Source organism: Kastovskya adunca (assembly GCF_059505785.1).
In genome coordinates, this window is the sequence record NZ_JCACLG010000016.1 from 1 (window position 1) to 20,781 (window position 20,781).

Sequence of the window (20,781 nt, forward strand, 5' to 3'; positions counted from 1 at the left end):
ATGAAGGGTGAAGGATGAAGGGTGAAGGATGAAGGGTGAAGGATGAAGGGTGAAGTTTTGTTCTGTCGAGCTTCAACCTTACCCACTCTTCGTCATGGATAAAAAATAACAAGCTAAACCATGTTTTCAATACCCAATCGCCAATCGCAAACTGTAAACCGCTCGCACTTCGCACTTCGCCAAACCTTGACAGGTAGCATTGAACGAACGGGGGTGGGGCTGCATAGTGGGGAGAGGGCGACGGTGCGGGTGCTACCAGAGAAAGCCGGAGTAGGGCGCTACTTTGTGCGGGTTGATTTGCCCGATGCTCCAGTGATTCCAGCGCGGGTAGAGGCAGTAAGCCAGACGACCCTTTCGACGGAATTGGCGGTAGGAGAGGCGAGCGTGCGGACGGTAGAACACCTGTTAGCGGCATTAGCGGGCAGTGGAGTCGATGATGCCCGGATTGAAATTGATGGTTCAGAAGTGCCGCTGCTTGATGGTAGTGCCAAAGAGTGGGTAGAAGCGATCGCAACAGTAGGACGGGAGTCGGCAAAAGCAGGAGACGCGGCTATTGGAGATTGTCCGTTGACGTTGACAGAACCAATATGGGTGCAGCACGGTGATGCGTTTGTGGCAGCGTTACCTGCACCAGAAACTCGTTTTACCTACGGGATCGATTTTGAGCATCCGGCGATTGGCAATCAGTGGCATAGTTGGTTACTAGGAAGCCAGGAGAGTTTTGCTTCGGCGATCGCTCCAGCGCGAACCTTTGGTTTTGCTCGCCAGGTTGAGCAACTGCGGCAAGCTGGTTTAATTAAAGGTGGAAGTCTAGAAAATGCCTTGGTTTGTGGCGATGATGGCTGGTTGAATCCGCCGTTAAGATTTGCAAATGAGCCAGCGCGTCATAAACTTTTAGATTTAGTAGGGGATTTAAGTCTACTGGGCATATTTCCAGTAGCTCATTTCCTTGCTTACAAAGCCAGCCATAATTTGCACGTCCAACTGGCAAAACAACTGCTGCGATTAATCAACGACTGAGGACTAACTCGGGAGTACCTACCTGATTAGCCCCTATCTCTGAGTCCCAACGCCCTTGCTTTTAGAGAATGCTCATGTCCACACTGACCGACCTCAATCAGCCGAATAGTTCTAATGCGGTGGAAACTGCTGCTCAACCAAGCAATCTAGACCCTAAAAAAGCTGTTTTTAGCCTCGAAGAAATTCAGCAACTCCTGCCTCATCGCTATCCTTTTTCCCTAGTCGATCGAATTATCGAGTATGTTCCAGGGGAACGGGCGATCGGTTTAAAAAATGTCACCTTCAATGAACCCCACTTTCAGGGGCACTTTCCAGGACGCCCGATGATGCCGGGAGTGCTGATTGTCGAAGCGATGGCGCAGGTAGGAGGAATTGTCCTCACTCAACTGCCGGATGTGGATGGCAGTTTATTTGTCTTCGCAGGCATTGATAAAGTTCGCTTTCGCCGTCCCGTTGTTCCTGGTGATCAGCTGGTGATGACCGTGGAACTGTTGTGCGTCAAACGCCGTCGTTTTGGCAAGATGCAGGCACGGGCGGAAGTAGATGGTCAGCGCGTTGCCCAAGGCGAATTGATGTTTTCCCTCGTAGACTAAAAATAAAACTGAGTGGTCATTGGTCACTAGTCAACCGTCATTGAGCCTTGACAAAGGACTAGTACCCCATGACTAATGGCTGATGACTAACGACTAATGACTAATGAAAACACTGATTCATCCCACTGCTGTGATTCACCCTGATGCTGAACTACACCCGACAGTCACCGTCGGGGCTTATGCGGTCATTGGAGAGCAGGTCAAAGTGGGTTCAGGAACGACAATTGGCGCTCATGCGATTCTAGAAGGACCAGTAGAAATTGGTGCGGATAATCGGATTTTTCCCGGCGCAGCGATTGGTTTAGAACCCCAAGACTTGAAGTACGACGGGGCAGAAAGTTGGGTAAAAATTGGCGATCGCAACCGCATTCGCGAATATGTCACCATCAACCGCGCCACAGGGGCGGGGCAATCTACCGTGGTTGGAAACGGCAATCTGCTAATGGCATGCGTCCACGTCGCCCATAACTGCGTCATTGAAGACCATGTGGTGATTGCCAACAACGTTGCCTTAGCCGGACATGTTCATATCGAATCCCGCGCTGTGATTGGTGGTGTCTTAGGCATTCACCAATTTGTCCATATTGGACGACAAGCAATGGTTGGAGGGATGAGCCGGATTGACCGAGACGTTCCTCCTTTTACCCTGGTAGAAGGCAATCCGGCACGAGTGCGATCGCTCAATCTAGTCGGACTGAAGCGGGCGGGGTTAAACGCCACCGAAGTCGCACAGCTCAAAAAAGCTTTTCGGGCGTTGTACCGTTCTGGCTTACCCCTCAAGCAAGCCCTAGAACAGCTTGACTTGTTGCCAGAGAACGAACAGATACAACACCTGCGTCACTTCCTCCAACTCTCCCAGCTAGAAGGGCGTCGCGGCTCAATTCCTGGAAGAAAAGTCTCAAAGGATGAGGCATAGAAACCTTCTGCATGATCAAAAGTTAGGAGCAAGCCGTGGAGAAAACTCAGCCGTCTGACGTCAGCCGTGAGGAAACCAGTCTAAAGACTCCTAACTCACCGACTCGCCCTCAGGACTTAGCCGTTAAAACTATCTTCATCAGCACCGGTGAAGTCTCTGGAGACTTGCAAGGCGCACTGCTGATTGATGCCTTGAAGCGTCAAGCCGCCGTTTTGGGGTGGGAGTTGGAAATTGTCGCCCTCGGAGGCCCGCGCATGGCAGCCGCCGGGGCAAGGCTGCTAGGCGATACCACCGCCATTGGTTCTGTCGGCATTCTGGAATCTCTGCCCTTCGTCTTACCCACCCTAAAAGTCCAACGTTACGCCAAACAGTACCTCCTAGAAAGTCCGCCGGACTTAGTGCTGCTAATTGACTATATGGGGCCAAATCTGGGCATTGGCACGTTTCTAGAAAAAAGATTTCCCCAAGTACCAGTGGTGTATTACATTGCGCCCCAGGAGTGGGTGTGGTCGGTTTCTCCCCGCAATACCGCGAAAATTGTCAGCATGAGTAACCTGTTGCTGGCAATTTTTCCCGAAGAAGCCCGTTATTTTCAAAAAAAAGGGGCTGCCGTTAGCTGGGTGGGGCATCCCTTGGTTGACAAGATGCAGGCGGCACCAAGTCGGACTTCAGCACGGAAAACCCTGGGAATCGAACCCGAACAACTGGCGATCGCGCTGATTCCTGCCTCTAGGCAGCAAGAACTGAAATACTTGATGCCAGTCATCTTTGAAGCCGCCAAACAACTCCAAGCCCACCTCTCCCCTCAAAGCTCAATCACGGCATACCCGCCCCCTACAACTCAAGACATCCTCTTCTGGATTCCTTTGTCCATGGAAAGCTTCCGGCGTCCCATTGAAGAGGCGAGCGCCCAATATGGATTGCGTGCCAAAATTGTCTCAGGACAGACTCAGGAGGCTCTAGCTGCCGCCGATTTAGCAATCGCTAAGTCCGGTACCGTAAATCTAGAATTGGCGCTTCTAGACGTGCCTCAGGTCGTGCTTTATCGCGTTAACCCCATCACCGCTTGGGTAGGGCATAACATCCTCAAGTTTTCCATTCCCTTCATGTCGCCGCCTAATTTGGTGGAGATGCGCTCGGTTGTCCCGGAGTTACTACAAGAGCAAGCCACCCCGGAAAATATCCTCAAAGAGGCGCTATCCCTCCTCGACCCTGAAAAACGCGCTACAACCTTGGCAGATTATCAGGATATGCGGCGGGCTTTAGGAGAAGTCGGTGTTTGCGATCGCGCCGCCCATGAAGTCCTGCAACTAATCTCTCAGAGCTAGCTTGTATAGCTACTCACCCCATAGGTGAGGACAATCCTGATTCCCCAAGGAAGCGTGCTGGTTGAATTTAATTCACCGACTCAGCACGCGCTTGCTATATGCGATCGCCTGCCTTAACAATCAGATTGTCCTCACCGGGTTTAATTTTTACGAAGCAATCCGATATTCATCAATTCTTGCAATCCCAACGTTAAGAATCCCTGACTTATTCCGAGAGACAATTATCATTAAAGTTAAAGTTGAGGCTTTACGCGCCTCGGCTAAAGGTGTATTGCTGCAACTCACTTCAGGAGGCGTCAGTTCTAACGAACAGGGGCAAATGACATGCAACTCAAAGCGCTATTCATTACTACAATTACAATCCCGCTCTGGCTATCAACATCCGTAGCAGCGGCTAATCTCGGACAAGTAAGACGTTTGTTGGAGACTAATCAATGTGTCGGCTGCGATCTGAGTAATGCTAATTTAAGCGGTGCTGATTTAAGCGGTGCCAATCTGCTCCGGTCTAACTTGAGAAACGCCAATTTACAAGGTGCAAATCTTAGCGGTGCTAACTTGTATGTTGCCGATTTAAGTCAAGCCCAGCTCCAAGAGGCTGACTTAAGCGGTGCATTTTTGAGATTCACAAATTTTCAACACGCCAACTTAGAATCTGCCAATCTCCGGCAAGCCAATTTAAGATACGCTAACTTCACAGGTGCCAAACTAAGACGGGCAGCGTTCGGAGGAGCAGATATCGAAGGAGTGCAACTGGCACAGGCGGATTTAAGAGAAACAGTTTTAGATGGGATATTTGAATTTTATAGGTAAATAAAAATTTTTTAAATACAGCCTATAGACCTTCTCATTTTGGTTAATTGGTAATCGCTAAAACAAAATTAATTAGTAGGAAGCACTGTCTACATCACAGATAAAATGTCTGGGATTCCCTTAAAAAACGCTGTAGTTCTTAATCGGTAATGGCTAGTGATAAAACCTTGGAGTTACTGGCTGGTTTTGGCACTTCCTCTGCTACTGACACCACCAGCCTCAGCTAATCCCTACTTCGATCGCGCTAACTGTACCTATCAGGGCAAACCTCTGTATGGCAGAGTACAGATTGTTGATAGCTTGGCGGACATTAAAGTCAAGATTGTCTCCGATCATCCCGACTTGCCAGTCAAACAAGTAACTACCTTTCCCGGTCGATGTGGTGAGTGGCAAATCGTCGATTCTTTTCCCACTCTCAGGGTGCAAATTGTCACCACTCTTCCCGATATCACTATCGGGTTTGTCAGCACATTTTCCGGTTCACCCTAAGAGCGGTCTATAAAAATGTCGAAAGATAGAACAGAGGAAGTTTCTGATAATAAGAAGTGATGAAAAAAGCTGTGATTTGAGTCCCAGATCTAACAGTTTCTACAGGGTATGAAAGACAATGCCCACCCTACCGATAATTTTGTCTGCTTACTTAGTAGCACGTCCTGCTAAGTTAGGGGAGGTTTCGGAGGATTTATGCCCTATTTTGGACTAGACGCGCTACTACTGGCTGTACCGATGTTTTAGTGGCTGCTCAATAACCCCATCGCGATCTTACCGTGACGCCACCTGCCTGCATCTGCTCAAACGCCCCAGCCGGGCCGAATTGTACAGCAGAGTCGGACACTTCTTGCTCGGTGGCGGCGGATGCTGCGGTTTTCTCTGGTTGCACCATTGTCGGGACGGCAATAGTCAGGATAGCCGTGATGGTAAATAGTAAAACTAAGTCTACGGATTTACTTGTAATGTTGCTCATTTTGCTCTACTAAAGGATGCAGGCGGTGGTTTGCCAAAGACGGAACTGTTGCCAGAAAGGTTGTTTCTATCCCCACACCAAGGATAGATGAACGTCGTAACGTTTTTTGAGTAACTTCCCAGTAAAAAAGACTGAGTAGCAGTCTATATTGTGCCTGCTACCCATTTCATAATTGCTGAGAAATAGCCTAATGCGATCTTAGTCGCCAAAATAAAATATGACCGCCCCATGTTTATGCCTGAGAATGTGGGTGAGGGCGATCGCGTCTTGTGGTTTGGCAATTCCTGGCAGTGCAGCGACCTAAGCGTTGATTTTCTTAAAATCTATGGGAAAGGTAGCAACTGGGGTATTTTCTGCCATAAATGTGATTTTCTTTGCCAATCGCAGGCGAGCGACAGGTTCTGCGATTTCTAGACAAGCATTCGCCAAAATAGCGGCAGTTTCATGATCGCGACTGCGAATGTACAGAACCCCCCAACGTCGAAATACCTTACAAGCCCGAAGAACTGCCAGTTGTTGCAGTTGCTTTGGCTCCTCGCGATAGAAGTCTAAAATCAGTTGAGCGAGTTGGGAAATACAGTTCATGGTTGCTTATCCTTAATCTTATTGGCTGACACTCAGACCAAGGCGCGATCCTGGCAATAACTAAGCATTACAGAGAGATCGGGGCGGATTCCAGATTTCTCTGAGAAAAATCTTCGAGTTGGTAAAGTCTTGGCTCAATTTCTTTTTTTTTGAACCAAGGCAATTGAATATTGCCTGCTATTGATATATTGAAGCGCGGCTTTCCCTCTGTATGAGTGAAGAGGAAAAAAGACTTAATAAGTTGCTGGTTTGACAGTATCGGGACTAAAGCCGTGTAACTTAGGCAACATAAGCAACAGAGCCATTTTTTACCCGTCGCTTTTGTAAAAATTTCTTAGGGATTCTTCAATAAACTAGACATATCTAAGTATTGATCGCCTTTCTCTAATTTAATCAGGGCGCGATCGCCTTAAATGGCAGAGGGAGTCAATTCCCCGTCCTACTAATTAAGGAGTATTAACTTGACGGAATTAAAATTTTTAGGCGGCACCCTCTATGAGGGGTTAGAAGATATTTTGGCGATCGCTCGTCATGTCGGTTGGGGAGCAGCCGATATCCTGCGCTCTTTCTATCGCGGCACCTCTAACGAGGGCAACCTGGATGTTCAGGAGAAAAAAGATGGCCCCGTCACCGCCGCCGATGTCGCCGCCAATCAGTATATTCTCAACAACCTCCAGGCAACTTACAGCACCCAAGACTTCGGCTATCTCAGTGAAGAAACCTACAAAGCCCAGACAGCCCGACAGCTACCGCAATCCTGGGTTTGGGTAATCGATCCCCTAGACGGTACCCGCGACTTCATCAACCGTACTGGAGAATATGCGCTTCATATTGCCTTAGTCCACGATGGACGCCCGATTTTAGCCGTTGTGGCTTGGCCAGAAACCGAAAAGCTCTATTTTGCCACCCTTGGTGGTGGAACCTTTGTAGAAACTCGCGCTGGCGTAGTGAGTAAACTGCAAGTCTCAGGACGGGAGGCGATCGCTGATTTATCCTTGGTTGCCAGCCGCACCCACCGGGACGAACGCTTCAACCAGCTTTTACAGCAACTTCCCTTCCAAGACAAACATTACGTCGGCAGTGTCGGCTGCAAAATCGCCACCATTGTAGAACAACATGCCGATGTCTACATCTCCCTCTCCGGCAAATCTGCCCCCAAAGATTGGGATATCGCCGCCCCAGAACTGATCCTTACCGAAGCCGGGGGACAATTTACCCACTTCGACGGTACACCCCTGAAATACAACCAGGAGGATGTCAATCAGTGGGGCGGGTTGATGGCAAGTAATGGTCATTGCCATCAAGATTTATGTGCCCAAGCCTCAGCGATTTTGGCAAAAATTGATCGCTAATTGGGCTAGGGTTGTGGCTAGATTTACTCGATACAGTTAATACCTTTTATTGACTATGGATGAGGAAATTTGTATTAAGAAACACGGTGAGCCAGGACAGCATAGAACGGATCGCCGCCGCCAACTCCTAGCATTTGGAATAAATTAGGAACAGCAGAGGAATGAACAATAACTTCCGGTTCATTAAATCCGGGGATGGATTGGAAGTAACTTTTCACAAGTTCCACACGGCTAGCTTCTGTGCCATCTCGCCAAGCCGCGATCGCTTTTTGATAAAACATCCGGTTAGAAAAGCTGATAATCGCAATTCCACCCGGTTTGAGGATGCGGTGAATCTCGGCAAATATAGCATCCGGATACTGGAGATACTGCACGGAAACGCAGTTCAGCACCGCATCAAAATCTTCATCCTTCAGAGGGAGCTTAGGATTTTCGTTGAGGTTTTGTACAAAATAACTATCTAGCCGCCGATTGTCGGAGAGTTCTTGCTCATTCATTCCATGTCCTTCGACGTGAGCAAATTTTATCTCCTCTGGCAGGTGGGAGATATGACTGCTCATCATGTCAAAGATCCGGGTATTGGGCTTGAGGCGATCGCGATACAAATTCGTCAGCCGATCGATGAAGCCTTCGTCAACATGAGTGACAAAACGGGGCTGGGAATAAAACAGCTCGTCGCTGCTATCGTCTAGCTTTGTGCGTTGGTTCGGTCGCAGTAACATCAGTACGTTGTGAAAATAGCGTTCTACTCTCAGTGTAGAAAAAATTACGGAATGTAAAGCAATTTCAGCATTGATACAACGTGAGAGGCATCCTAGACACGGGTAAGAAATCAAGTGTCGTTAAGATAGATCAACATTCCCTTCACCACCGAAACAAAGCTTGGACACTGCTTTTCCAAAAAATTCACCCATACCAGAACAACGACGCATCCTCATTTGCCAGCACCGATCTTGTGCGACGGCTGGAGCGGCTGCCGTGCTAGCTGCCTTTCAAGCGGCGGATTTGGAAGGCTACACCGTGGTGGGTTGCGACTGTCAGGGACAGTGTAGTTCTGGCCCTACTGTGCGGATTATCCCTGAAGAAACCTGGTACTGTCAGGTTCAACCCAGCGATGTACCAATAATTATTGAACAACATTTACGAGGGGGAGAACCCGTCGAGGCAAAACTGCATCCTAGAATTCATAGGCGTTTCAGCTTCTAATCTCACTTAATTTCGCAATACATAACCAACGCTGCGTACGGTTTGAATCAACCGCTTTTCGTCGTTAGCTTCCAGCTTTAGTCGCAAGTAACGAATATAAACTTCAATGATGTTTGAGTCGCCCATAAAGTCGTACCCCCAAACCTGTTCCAGGATTTGATCGCGGGTAAGGACTTGTTTAGGATGGGAGAGTAAATATTCTAATAAATCAAATTCTTTTGCAGTCAGTTCAATCGAGCGATCGCCCCGATAAACTTCTCGACTGCTACGGTTTAGGCTCAAGTCAGTAAATTGCACGAGGTCGCTGCTTTCTTCCTGCGTCCGCCGCAAGTGCGCCCTGACTCAGTAATTCCTCAATACTAAAGGGCTTGACTACGTAGTCATCTGCCCCGGCATCTAATCCGGCGACGCGATCGCTAACTTCATCCTTTGCCGTGAGCAAAATAACAGGCACCTTGTCACCCGTTGCTCGCAAGCGGCGGCAAATTTATAGCCCTGATATGCCTGGTAGCATCCAGTCAAGAATGACTAGATCTGGCGTAGACTCTCGCGCAACTGTCAAACCAGCCAAGCCATCAGAAGATACACTAACGCGATCGCCTTCGTACTTCAGTTCCAACTCAATCAGATGAGCGAGTTTGGCTTCATCTTCAATAACTAAGATGTGGCAAGACATCGCCATGACGCCTGAGCAATACGGTAATACGTCAACATACTACTGTTCGCTAGGATGCGAAAGATAGCAGCAAATCAGGAACACTTATCAAAGTAAGTAAGGGCACGACACTGTCGTCCCCTTACTAAGCGCTCTCTAGGTTTCAACTAGTATTGTCCTAGAGATAGCGTTACTGTTTGTCGTTACTACTAACGGTTTAGACGAGATTATTACTGATCGTCGGCATCATCATCAGTAGTGGTGTCGTCGGTAGTAGCGTCGGCATCGTCGTCGGCATCATCATCGCCGTCGGCATCATCAGTAGTGGTGTCGTCGGTAGTGGCGTCGGCATCGTCGTCGGCATCATCATCGCCGTCAGCGTCATCATCGTCGTCGGCATCATCATCGCCGTCGGCGTCATCATCGTCGTCGGCATCATCATCGCCGTCGGTGGTGGCGTCATCATCGTCGTCGGCATCATCATCGCCGTCGGTGGTGGCGTCATCATCGTCGTCGGCATCATCATCGCCGTCGGTGGTGGTGTCGTCGGTAGTGGTGGTGTCCTCGTCGGTGGTGGTGTCGTCAGTGGTAGTTTCGTCAGTGGTGGTGGTGTCCTCTTCAGCAATGTTCGCGGTTTCCTCAGTGGAAAGCTGTCGCAGACCCACTAAACCAGGGAAAGCACGGCTAGATGGGCCAACTAGCTGATATGCCACTTGCTGTTGCTGCTGTTGGCGACCTAGAGCCAAACCACGACCACGACCCGCACTGCGCGTGGCTACATAATACCGATTGCCTCCACGCTCCTTATATTTGACATTCACCGTTCCTTGGCTGCTGCTAGTGCTGGTGAAGCGCACAGATTGGATGATCTCGTATTGGGTTTGTGCCGTAGTGGAAGACCCTGAAAATGCGAACAAGTTAGTGTTAGCGGTGTTGGCAAATCCTGAACTTGAGCTATTGCCGCTGCCTGAGGTACCACCGCTAGCTGAGGTACCACCGCTAGCTGAGGTACCACCACCTGCTGAGGTGCCACCACCACCAGCTGAAACTGCTGCCTGTCCAGAACCGCTGCCGTCAAACACAATCGTGCTGCCGCCGCTGCCAGTGAACTGGATGTTTCTGTTTTGCGTGATAAATATGTTGCTGGAGCCGAAATTGATACTGTTGTTGAAAGTGATGTTAGCGTTGCTGATATTACGGACTAAGTTTACGTCGGTATCATTGCTAACGTTGTAATACTCATAGCCGGAACCATCGCTGGTGAAGTTGTCGCGGTTGATGGTGCGACCAACCCCAGCCACAGCGTAGAAATTGACCCCATCCTCAGCAGTGCCTTCGAGTTTGTTGTCACCTTGCACAAACTCAAACTTGGTTGTGCCACCAGTGCTACTGAAAGCGACTCCATTATTTGTGAAAATCGAAGAGAAACCAGAGACTTCCCCCTGATCTTTACCGTTGATCGAGAACTTGTCTAAGGCTTCGGTAGAGTCTATGGTTCCATCGAGAGCCGAGAAATCACCATTCAGCGTGACATCTACTGCACCAAGATTGCCTGTAGCTTTGAACTTTTGTGTGCCGCTAGCGTCAACAGTCTCAATCTCAAATGTCTTGTTGGCTTGACCAACAAAATTGATTTCATCATCGCTGGTCTCAAATTCGTAGCTATTTGCTGCCAGGTTTTCCCCTTCAAACTTAAATTTGATGCGCCGCTCAATAGAAGACTGGGAACCTCCAGTCGTAGGAGTGCTAGCAGTTTCGCGGAATTTCACGTTGGAAGGCAGATCGATCAAACCATTGTCTAAGTCAGCCTTGAAGTTTCCAATTTCCAAGTCTCCAAGCGCCGCTTCATAGCTAGACCCACTCGCCAGAACTGCTTCTACTTTCGGCAAGAAAACTAAGGGAGCATCACCAGCCGTTTGAGGGCTAATTAACGACCCGTCAAGCGTCCCTGCGGAGGCAAAGCTGTCCACGGTAAAGTTGAGAACGGTGTCTCGCTGGGAGAACGGCACGAGAAAACCGTTAGAGGTAAAGGCAATTCCTGAAAGGGTGCCTTGCAAAACACCTGTATCCCCACTGTTGGCAGTACCACTGTTATCGGTATCTGTAAAGCTAGCAGCACCGGGTGCAAACACAGAATTTGTTGTCACTCCGTTAGCACTTTCGATCCGGAGTGTGTTGACCCCAACGTCAAATAGAGTGACGTTACCAGCCGCATCTGTCTTGGGTACAAAAAAAGCAGCTTCGCCAGCGATGTTACCACCTGTAACTTCGATTTGGGCACTAGCGATAGGAGCAAGAGCGATCGCTAAACCTCCAGCCAGACCCAAGCAAATAGCATACCGACTTGATAGAGAAACCATGCTAAAACTCCACAACATGAATGAATGGAAAGAAACTGATCTAGCCCAACTCAGAACTCAACAGGGGGAAACACCTTTTTCAAAAAATTTTCCGGATTCAAACTAAGGCAACCTGGATTTAGAGAAAAGTTAATGTAGAGCGTCCTGAAATGTTATTTCGTTACCATATGGCGCTGGTATGGAAGTATGAACCTTCCAGCCCAGCATTCATATGGTTTGGTAGTATGACGTTGCCTAAAAGAGGATGTTCCGGAATAACTGCTTTTTTTTTCAAAATTGCTCGATTTTAGGTAAATATCAGTATTTACACGTAAAAATTTCCCAAATGCCCCTGCACCACTCCCCCTCCATCCGTCTTTCCTCGGAGAGAAATGAAGGGGGAGTCGTTTTCGCTTTTTAGCGTCTACGGGGCTTAGAAGCTAAAGGTAGTTCGGAGGGCACCAATCGTAATCGTCTCGTTGTCTGAGTTGTGAAGGGGATTAAAAATCACGATCACTCCAGGCGTGATGTTGATGTTATTTGATACCCGGAAACGATAGAACGCTTCTACGTGAGTTGTTGTCGAGGGTTGCCCACCCTCACCAGCAAGAGGGTTCCCCAGAGTCAGAAAGCTAGGAATATTTTGTCCGACGGGGAGGTCACTGCTAGTAATCTTGGGAGGCTGTCCCACGTATAAACCTAAGAGGTTGCCTTCGCCCAACAAATCAGGGAAATTGAGGAACGCCATCCAGTTAAACGTCTCAACATTTCCCGAAACGTTTTTGAAATCGGAAGTGGTGTAGCCTGCCCACCCTCCAGCGGTAACGCGTGGGGATACTCGCCATTCCAGACCCGCACCGATAGCATTCGTACTGATGGGAGTTCTGGCGCTAAAAGATGGTACCGATAAGAAATCATCCCCAACACCAGTTCCCAACCGACCAAAGGGTGAGTAGGAGTTAATGTATTGCAGAGAAACATCGAGGGTATCTATGGGAGAAGCAACCAACTGTGTCCCAATCGTAGTGGTTCCATTATCTCCGCCAAATAGACCGCCGTTAGCTGCATCGGCTGGTGAGCCAGCGGAATAAACGCCTTGTAAGCTAAAGCGACTGGCAAGTTGCCAGTCAAAGCCGATTCCACCACGACCCCCACCGGTGTTGATGATCGGGTTGCGTTGGGCAAAGCGGGAAAGTGGCCCTGTTCCGGCACTTTCGATGCGGTTGACACCCCGGAAGACGTTAACGGGATTAACTCCCTCAGGCCCGACAATGACGGCAAATTTATTACCAAACAACTGGCGGTAGTTAAGGTCAGTTAACTGCAAATCGTTGTTGTTGTCTCCTTCGTATCCTAAGCCCACATAGTTACCCAAGGTTCCTGGGAAATTGCTCGTTCTACCTGCGCCTGCTTGCAGACTAGTAAGCAAGATGCTGCGAGGGCTGAACTGGGTGAACAGACTCAACTGAACGTTGTTGATGACATTGACATTGGTGTCAGTGTCAGGAATTGGGTTGTTGAACAGTTCAAAGTTGCCTTCGGAGCGTCCTTGAACCCCAACAATGGCTTGTCCAAAGAGTTTGGTTGTTGTTGAAAACTGATTGTCTTCTAAGGTGGCAAGGCGACCTTCCAGGTTATCGACTCTAGTTCCCAAGGTTGCCAGTTCTACCTCAAACTCACTTTGCAGTCGCCGGAGGGTTTCTAAGTCTTGTTGAGTTACCAAATCGCTGCCAACACCAGCAATTAAACGCTCAACTTGATTTAAACAGGAATTCAATCCTGCCGCAAATTCATAGCGGGTGAGTGCGCGGTTGCCTCGGAAGGAGCCATCGGGATAACCAGCGATACAGCCGTAGCGCTCTACCAGTTCTCGCAAGGCTTCGTATGCCCAATCATTGGGTCGAACATCCTGGAGTTGGGAAACATTAGTGACTTGACCCATTGGGTCACTTTCATCGCCATAGGCGGGTTCAAAGGGCATGGCGTTAGGAGCCAGGGACTCGTCCACCTCATTAGTCGGTAGAGTTTGTGCCTGTAGAGGAGTGGGAGACAATAAATCTTCGCTGTTTGTCTGGGTGGTTGGTTCTACCCCAGTTTCTAAATTAGAAATTTCTGGGAGGGCAGAAAACTCGGTTGGGGCTGTTGAAAGGGCGATCGCGTTAGCTTCTGTGCGATCGCTATCCGTTGCCTCGGTTTTAGGAAGTTCTGTAAGAGCCAGAGGAGTTGTCGGTATTGTATCGGCTAACTCTGTTGCTGAAGAAAAATCTGTAGATGCCTGATTCTGAGACGAAGCGTCGGCAGATGTTGCTACCGTGCTAGAAACAATGCCAGGGGTGGCTTGGGCAGCCGAGATGCTGCTTACCAAGCAACCAATCGTTGCAAAAATTAAAGCCGAGGAAGTCGTCTTTCCTAAACTTAAAGCAGATTTCACAGTTTGAACTCCTCAAAACACCACATTCGCGCTCGATTCTAGCCGAAACGAGGAGCCAACTGCCAAGTAACGTTGCAATCTTTGTAATCTTTTATGCGTTTCGTAACCAAAAGATCAGGTTATTCTCCAAAACTTCTAGGAAAACCCCTAAGTTTTCTCAGACCAAATGGAGGCGATCGCCCAACGCATTGCCTGCCCCACTGAGGAAAAACGGGCGGCTTCCTCGGCAGTTTTTTCCCAATGCAGGAGCTGTTTTTGGAATGCTGGGTCACGTTCAGCCCGCTTGATAATCATGTTTCTAATGATTTTCTTTTGAATCTCCTCGGTGGAAATTCCCTGTTGCTTGAGAAACTCAAGTAACCGCTGTACGCTTTTTACAAATTGCTCAGGAGCCTGAGACATAAGGATATGTTGGATTTGGGTGACGACCTCTTGATACAACCGTCGCCGCTGATCCAGTACAGGTAAGGGGGGTGGTGTCCCCGTTTGTGTGGGCAGGTCGATAGGCAATGCCTCAAGAGGCTCAGTAATTTCCAGCAAATCCAAGATTTTTTGACCCTGGGTAGCCAATCGCGGCAGCAGCGATTCATAAAGCACCAAAAGCCGCCCAGTTAAGACCTGCGTGTTGATTACTCGACTGGCTCCTAGGTGCAGGAGATAGTTACCGTCCGTTGCGGTGTAGGTTTTGATCATCAGTTGTAAATTGGAGCACTCCAACTCCAACTGAGCCAGGGCAAACACCAGTGTTGCCCAATGAGGAGCGGTTTGAAATTGAACTTCGATGGTGGAATTGGCATCCGCCGTGTACAGACACCCCAGTTCCCCTGGCTGGAAATCGCGGGATTGTGGATAGCGCTCGCCAGCACTTTTCGAGGCATAGTCAAAGCGAGTGAAGACATAACGACACTCAACTTTTGATAAATCAGCATCTTCGAGGTGCCAGCCGTGGATGCAACAGCCTGTCATTTCCGTCCGACTAAGATTCGTGCCAATCAGGTGAGTTTCTAATAAAAAAGCCTCACTCAAATTTGCCTCACTCAGCGTTGTCTCCCTTAGGTACGCCCCACTCAAATCCGCTCGCCGTAAGTCTGCCCCGCGTAGATTGGCATCAGACAAGTCAGCACGTAACAAATAAACGTCTTGCAAAATTGCTCGGACTAAATGGGTTTTACGCAAGCTGGCTTTTAGTAGATACGCCCCACTCAGGTTTGCTCGGCTCAAGTCAGCATTGTTGAGATTGGCTTCACTGAGATCTGCACCACTCAGAATTACCCGATGCAAATCTGCCTCAGAGAAATTCGCTCCTCGTAAATAAGCCGCCCTCAGGTTAGCTTCCGTTAAGTTAGCGCCGACTAAAATTGCGTCGCGTAAATTGGCTTCTTCGAGATGGGCTTCCCGCAGATTTGCCCCAGAGAGATTCGCCCCAATCAGGGTGGCGCGACAGAGATTCGCCTCCATCAGTTCTGTCTCAATGAGTTGGGTGCCATTGAGTTTCGCCTGCTCCAAATTAATCTGGTCTAGTTTGGCTTGATTGAGATTAGCCCCACTCAAATCAGCCTCTTGCAGCACCGCCCAATTCAAGTCTGCTTTTTGTAACGTTGCTAAACGCAAGTCAATTTTCGTCAGCTTTGCCGCACTTAAAATTGCCTGGTCAAGATTAGTTTTGTTGAAGGTAGCGCTGTGTAAATCGGCTTGACTCAGATTAGCTCCTGTCAGTTGGGCATTGTTTAAAGACGCCCAGCTCAAATTGACTCTGGTGAGATTAGCCCCTGTCAAATTGATGTTCCGAAGATTTGCCCCACTCAAGCTTGCCCCACTCAGGTCAATATGGGAAAAATCACGTTCTCCTTGGCGGTAACGGTCTAGAAAACTCTGTACTTGCATGGAGACCCTTTGGACAGGGTGATGTTACGTCCGATCTAATCCCTGTAGATATAGTGAAAGAATATAAATTTGTAAATGCAGTTATTAGCCGGACTCGGTAGAAGATGCAACCCCAATAGGGCAGTGTGGTTAAGTGGCGAGGAGTGTTGAGTCGCTAGGGTTTTGAGAAATCCAGTAGGTTTTGAAAAACCTCATGCGTTGTTGTGACTGGCTTTTGATCGCCAGCCCCTACTCAAGTTTTCGCAACTATTGCCTCAAGTTTACCTAGATTTTTGTCAGTAAAGTGTAGTGCCTGTCATCCTCATTGAGTTGCAGGGGAAGTCGGGAACAACTCTCTAGTAAGCGATCGCCTCATCGATCGCCATTACGGTAACCAACGGGGACGAAAGCCGGGTAATAACTGATCGGGTTGTAGTTGTGGCACTTCGTCAGTGGCTTCCATGTCGGGTAAGGGGAGTAGCCAAAGCAAAGCATCGGCGATCGCTAACCCTTCATTTGTTCTTAAACCTGTCGTCAAACTATCCCCAGCGGTGACGATTTGATCGAACAAAAGCCCTAATCCATCGGGGGATAAGCTAATCTGAATATCCCGCTGTTCTGGCAAGACTAGCAGCGGTTGGACAAGGGGGCTGTTGTTTTCTTGCGGTTTGTTTGCTTCTGGCTTCAGGTCAATCGCGGCGACGAAGGGGTCTTCGCGATATTCTTCCCCTTCTACTAGTTGGGTCAGTAGACAGTACAGCGTTTCTTTGTAGGGGGTAAACTTGCAGTCGAGAATGGAACCCGTAGTGCGTAATAGTTCCTGTTGAACGCCCTGGTTAGTGACCAAAAATAGCGATCGCGTGTAGTCGGTATTAAACTTCACCATCGCGGCGGCGCTTCCATCCCTGGAAAAATTCAACACCATGCCAAACTTGGGCAAAAAGTCCAACGGGTCTTTGGCGGCGGTGGTGGTCAAGGGTAAGATTGCTACCCCTTGTCCTTGGGCGATCGCTAAAGATTGGCTATCTGGTGTAAGCACAAAGTCGCCCCCTTGGGTTCCCAAAGGTCGTGGCTTCTCGTCGCCTTGCACAACCCATAGCCCAAATTCCGCCGGGTTGCGTCGATTCACCCGCTGCACCACAATAGTTTGCCCATCTGCCGATAAATCAAATTCGAGATTTTGGTAATCCTTACTATCCAAAACTCGGTCGATTTTTCCGGCGGGTTCTGGGGATGTTTCGTCTTTACCAGGAAGCCCTGTAGTTACGGTATAGAGTTGTTCGGCTAGCAGATTCTGGCTTTGGCTAGCTTTGTCATTGGCAGCAAATAAAATCTGCTCTCCATTCGGGTAATGTTTAAAGTCTGTCACCACCAAGTCAGCCGGGGTGAGAATCAACTTTTTCTGTTGTGTCAGGTTGTAGAGGATTAATCGCCCCTGCTCTTGGCCCCGAACGCCGATATAGGCAAAGGCGCGATCGCGCGTGCGAAATAGTCCCTCATAGGCTTGAATTTCCGTCCCTTGACCGTTTTCACTTTTAAACGCATCTTCTGCTCCCTTGATTTGCATCTGGTACTGTGTACCATAGGGGGCAGGCTCTGTTAGGGTATAAGCCATTTTGCGTCCGGCCCAGCTAATTTTGCCGGGTAAAGACGGTGTAATTTCTAAATTTTCTTCTACACTCTGTTGATCCATCGGGCGGCTAAAGGTGAGCGTAAACGCTGTATCTTCCGCTCCAATTCGTTGATCCTGCCAGCTAAAATTGCGTACCCGTGGGCCGGAGCGATCGCCATTCCACAACAACAGTCCCGTCACTACGCTCAGCACTACTATCAATGCCAACGCGACTTGGTCAAGCGGTTGCAGAACGTTTTTCAGTTTGAGTTTTGCGTTTTTCATAACTTCGCTGTCAGCCTTCGGTGGTGTTAGCTATCAGCTGCGATTTTTGTAAATAGTCAGCTCTGCCCATGCCGCTAATAACTTGCTTGCTGCTTATATTAGAGATGGCGATCGGCAATATTCAATCCCTAATTTCCCATCCTTAATAAAAATAAGGATCGGCGGGTTTCTCAATTTTCTCGAGGGAACTTGCTTCAATCGTCAGTTGACGCCTTCCTGCCAAGGTTTCTGTAATCATCTGACCTTCCACCTCTAACCACGTATCCGGTGGATAGGCGTTGCGGTTTGTCGTCAACTTCACGGGTAATCCCACAGGATAAGCATCTGCCGCACAGCAGGTAATTACAAAGCGGGAAATCAGGAAATACTGCGACGGCAGTTCCCCTGTATGCACGACGAACCCCTGCACGTTTACTTTCTGACCGACGTAGGCGTCTGGTTCTGGATAAACACCGAGGGTGCGTATCCACTCAACCAGATTCCGTTCTTCGGGACGGCTGACACTCCGAAATGATTGGGGTTGTGTCCGCGTTAACATCACGGAGTCGGTAATTCCCCGTTGAATAGCCGTATCGCTGGCAAACACAGTGGGCGTTACGATCAGTCCGGCAATGGCAGCGGCGAGGAGCAAAAGACTACTCCAACCGGGAGGAAACAATGTAATGTGTGGCGCGACAGGTACGGCGGGGATTTTTCCCAACTGTCGTTGACGCCGCGCCCACAGCAGTTGGGCAGTTCTGAGTATGGAGACAATTAGCAAGAAGAAGCCTGTAGCGATCGCCAACCCAAAGTAATTCGGGTGAATCAGTAGGTTTAGTTGACCCGTCAGCCAGTATTTCAGGAGCAAAACACCCCAGGTACCGAGAGCCATCACCTCTACTAGAGGCAGTAAGAAGTTCTGAAGTTTGAACTGGAATTTTTTTCTTGAACCCATAACCGCAAGCACTTATCAACCGATGACTAACTAAGGTAAAAATTGACGAACAGTGTCAATAAAAATACTAATTGTGCAGCTAAAGCAAAGATATAAACAATGGCTCTGCCACGAAACACTGACATCATTAAGCCGATTGCTTTCAAGTCAACCATAGGGCCAAAGACTAAAAAAGCGAGTAACGCTCCGCTGGTAAAGGTTGAGGCAAAGGCAAGGGCAAAAAAGGCGTCAACGGTGGAACAAATCGATACAATCGATGCCAGCAGCATCATTGCCAAAATTGAGGTAATTGGACTTTGCCCTAAGTTGAGGATGACTTCACGCGGGACAGCGACTTGAATCGTTGCAGCGATCGCACTTCCTAAAACCAAAATACCGCCCAACTCTCGCAACTCCTGCACGGTATTCTCTAGCAATAACCGCAGTCGGTCATTGAGGGGTTTTCTGGCAGTAGCGGCGGCCAAATTTCCCTGAAGCACCGTTGTATCCAGTCGTATAGGGGCTCCTGGCTCACCCAGCAAGAAGGAACCCGATTGTAAAAGTGTAGGGGTGTCGTCGATGCTGCTAGAGAAACTAGATTGCCTACGACTGTCTCTACCCCTGCCTTCTGTCGTTGGCATTGAGCGTGCCACTCCCTTTTGCAGCAGCGGACGTATATCTACCTGGGCACTGAATACCCAACCAATGATCGTGGCAATCCCTAGAGAAAACACAACTCGCAGTAACACGATTTCCGGCTGGTCTCGAAACGCTACCCAGGTAGCCCAAATAACCACGGGGTTAATCGTTGGGGCGGCAAGCAAAAATCCGATCGCCACTGGGGCGGGTGCGCCCTGAATCAACAACCGCCGCGCCACTGGCACATTGCCACACTCGCACACCGGAAACAGAAAGCCTCCACACCCTCCAAATAAAGCGCCCAAGAACGGGTTGCGCGGCATTGCCGCAATCAATTGCCGCTCATCGACAAACAAAAGCAGCACGCCGGAGAGCAAAACCCCCAGCAGCAAAAAAGGGATTGCTTCAACAAGTAAACTCAAAAAAAGGGTGAAGCCGTTGTTTAGCTGATTCATGCAGTTGGCGATGCAACGAGATTTACCAAAATGATCGTGCCGTCAGCGATATTTTACCGAAAGTTACTGATCTTACTATTTTTTGATTCCTGCGGAAAGCAAGAGTGAGTTACGCGATCGCTATTGAGACATGACGAGCGAAGGGCTGAGTTGTTGCCAAACTGTTTTTTGAGGCACCGGGCAACTCATTAACCCTTCTCGTAGATGAGCAGCAAGAGTGTTCCTACGCTAACGCATCTCTACAACTCGTCAAAAAATAATCAGGATTTAAGTCTTGAAGATTTATTTACTCAAATTGGCATAGTTTTCAACCGTTGTTTTTACTAAAAAACTCTCACTTCTAACTACTTTAAAATTGAGAACTCAAGAATTATTTGCAAGTTTTTATGTTTTAGGCAGATTGTCCATTTGATGTTTGGCGATAAAGGCTAGGGTTTTTGAAATGAAGCGATCACAGAATTTTATTCCTCAAATTTTAATTTGAATTTAAAGTCTTATTTAACTAATCTTAATTAAAACTTGACAAAAGTATTTTATTGAGATTGCTATACTTAGCACAATAGGGTATTAGCAGGATTTATACAAAAGAAATATAAAAACGTTGATTTTCTCGTAGGGGAATAGCAATGCCATGCCCTTGATTGATAAATTTTGTGTAAGTAAGTAGGCGAGAATAAATCAAACTTTGTATTATTATGTAAAGTTCTTTAAATAGGCTTTTGGTCAGAGTTGTAGCCAGATTTTGAAGAATTTAACGCTGACTACAAACCTTTAATTATTTACATCGTTCTATTTAGGTGATGTTAAATTAAAAT

Annotated in this window: 18 protein-coding genes and 1 pseudogene; 9 read left to right on the forward strand and 10 right to left on the reverse strand. The window is 48.3% G+C overall.

The window, feature by feature from the left end:
- The first annotated feature begins 120 nt into the window (after nt 1-120).
- From lpxC to AC5JR3_RS04970, 7 genes are all read left to right on the forward strand, one after another.
- The gene (gene lpxC / locus AC5JR3_RS04940) at nt 121-1,020 is read left to right on the forward strand and encodes a UDP-3-O-acyl-N-acetylglucosamine deacetylase (RefSeq protein ID WP_495843614.1); all 900 of its coding nucleotides are present in this window, start codon (nt 121-123) and stop codon (nt 1,018-1,020) included.
- 74 nt (nt 1,021-1,094) lie between these two features.
- A complete protein-coding gene (fabZ, locus tag AC5JR3_RS04945; protein ID WP_495843617.1) occupies nt 1,095-1,613 on the forward strand; it encodes a 3-hydroxyacyl-ACP dehydratase FabZ in 519 nt (172 codons plus the stop codon).
- 103 nt (nt 1,614-1,716) lie between these two features.
- Nucleotides 1,717-2,529 (forward strand): acyl-ACP--UDP-N-acetylglucosamine O-acyltransferase, encoded by an 813-nt coding sequence (lpxA, locus tag AC5JR3_RS04950; RefSeq protein ID WP_495843619.1) that lies wholly within the window; start codon nt 1,717-1,719, stop codon nt 2,527-2,529.
- A gap of 131 nt (nt 2,530-2,660) precedes the next feature.
- On the forward strand, nt 2,661-3,857 hold the full coding sequence (gene lpxB / locus AC5JR3_RS04955; protein WP_495843724.1) for a lipid-A-disaccharide synthase: 1,197 nt from the start codon (nt 2,661-2,663) through the stop codon (nt 3,855-3,857).
- A 61-nt stretch (nt 3,858-3,918) separates the two neighbouring features.
- Nucleotides 3,919-4,245, forward strand: a complete 327-nt coding sequence (locus tag AC5JR3_RS04960; RefSeq protein WP_495843620.1) for a hypothetical protein — start codon at nt 3,919-3,921, stop codon at nt 4,243-4,245.
- Nucleotides 4,182-4,667, forward strand: a complete 486-nt coding sequence (locus AC5JR3_RS04965; protein WP_495843623.1) for a pentapeptide repeat-containing protein — start codon at nt 4,182-4,184, stop codon at nt 4,665-4,667. Before AC5JR3_RS04960 ends, AC5JR3_RS04965 begins: the two co-directional genes overlap by 64 nt.
- Nucleotides 4,668-4,823: 156 nt before the next feature.
- Nucleotides 4,824-5,156, forward strand: a complete 333-nt coding sequence (locus AC5JR3_RS04970) for a 7(1) septoil knot domain-containing protein (protein WP_495843625.1) — start codon at nt 4,824-4,826, stop codon at nt 5,154-5,156.
- Nucleotides 5,157-5,409: 253 nt separating this feature from the next.
- On the opposite strand, the gene AC5JR3_RS04975 is transcribed toward AC5JR3_RS04970, so the two are convergent.
- Both AC5JR3_RS04975 and AC5JR3_RS04980 read right to left on the reverse strand, forming a co-directional pair.
- A complete protein-coding gene (locus AC5JR3_RS04975) occupies nt 5,410-5,631 on the reverse strand; it encodes a hypothetical protein (protein ID WP_495843627.1) in 222 nt (73 codons plus the stop codon).
- A gap of 300 nt (nt 5,632-5,931) precedes the next feature.
- Entirely contained in the window at nt 5,932-6,216 is a 285-nt protein-coding gene (locus tag AC5JR3_RS04980; protein WP_495843629.1) for a hypothetical protein, read from the reverse strand.
- A 461-nt stretch (nt 6,217-6,677) separates the two neighbouring features.
- Here AC5JR3_RS04980 and AC5JR3_RS04985 point away from each other — a divergent pair, with 461 nt between their 5' ends.
- Complete coding sequence (locus tag AC5JR3_RS04985) at nt 6,678-7,568, forward strand: 3'(2'),5'-bisphosphate nucleotidase CysQ family protein (RefSeq protein ID WP_495843631.1); 891 nt, start codon at nt 6,678-6,680, stop codon at nt 7,566-7,568.
- Nucleotides 7,569-7,642: 74 nt separating this feature from the next.
- On the opposite strand, the gene AC5JR3_RS04990 is transcribed toward AC5JR3_RS04985, so the two are convergent.
- Nucleotides 7,643-8,290 carry a class I SAM-dependent methyltransferase gene (locus AC5JR3_RS04990; protein ID WP_495843633.1) on the reverse strand — a complete coding sequence of 216 codons (648 nt, stop codon included), beginning with the start codon at nt 8,288-8,290 and terminating at the stop codon, nt 7,643-7,645.
- Nucleotides 8,291-8,450: 160 nt separating this feature from the next.
- On the opposite strand from AC5JR3_RS04990, the gene AC5JR3_RS04995 reads away from it, so the two are divergent.
- On the forward strand, nt 8,451-8,774 hold the full coding sequence (locus tag AC5JR3_RS04995) for a (2Fe-2S) ferredoxin domain-containing protein (RefSeq protein ID WP_495843634.1): 324 nt from the start codon (nt 8,451-8,453) through the stop codon (nt 8,772-8,774).
- Nucleotides 8,775-8,780: 6 nt separating this feature from the next.
- Here AC5JR3_RS04995 and AC5JR3_RS05000 read toward each other — a convergent pair.
- From AC5JR3_RS05000 to AC5JR3_RS05030, 7 genes and pseudogenes are all read right to left on the reverse strand, one after another.
- Nucleotides 8,781-9,450 (reverse strand): annotated as a pseudogene (locus AC5JR3_RS05000) (response regulator transcription factor).
- A gap of 209 nt (nt 9,451-9,659) precedes the next feature.
- Nucleotides 9,660-11,789: a hypothetical protein gene (locus AC5JR3_RS05005; protein ID WP_495843635.1), complete on the reverse strand. Its 2,130-nt coding sequence runs from the start codon at nt 11,787-11,789 to the stop codon at nt 9,660-9,662.
- A gap of 412 nt (nt 11,790-12,201) precedes the next feature.
- A complete protein-coding gene (locus tag AC5JR3_RS05010; RefSeq protein ID WP_495843726.1) occupies nt 12,202-13,749 on the reverse strand; it encodes an iron uptake porin in 1,548 nt (515 codons plus the stop codon).
- Between the two features lie 597 nt (nt 13,750-14,346).
- Nucleotides 14,347-16,083, reverse strand: coding sequence for a pentapeptide repeat-containing protein (locus AC5JR3_RS05015; RefSeq protein WP_495843637.1), 1,737 nt, complete (start codon nt 16,081-16,083; stop codon nt 14,347-14,349).
- Between the two features lie 364 nt (nt 16,084-16,447).
- Nucleotides 16,448-17,959 (reverse strand): Ig-like domain-containing domain, encoded by a 1,512-nt coding sequence (locus AC5JR3_RS05020; RefSeq protein ID WP_495843638.1) that lies wholly within the window; start codon nt 17,957-17,959, stop codon nt 16,448-16,450.
- A gap of 142 nt (nt 17,960-18,101) precedes the next feature.
- Nucleotides 18,102-18,893: a TIGR03943 family putative permease subunit gene (locus AC5JR3_RS05025; RefSeq protein WP_495843640.1), complete on the reverse strand. Its 792-nt coding sequence runs from the start codon at nt 18,891-18,893 to the stop codon at nt 18,102-18,104.
- 26 nt (nt 18,894-18,919) lie between these two features.
- Nucleotides 18,920-19,966, reverse strand: a complete 1,047-nt coding sequence (locus AC5JR3_RS05030) for a permease (protein ID WP_495843641.1) — start codon at nt 19,964-19,966, stop codon at nt 18,920-18,922.
- Between the last annotated feature and the right edge of the window lie 815 nt (nt 19,967-20,781).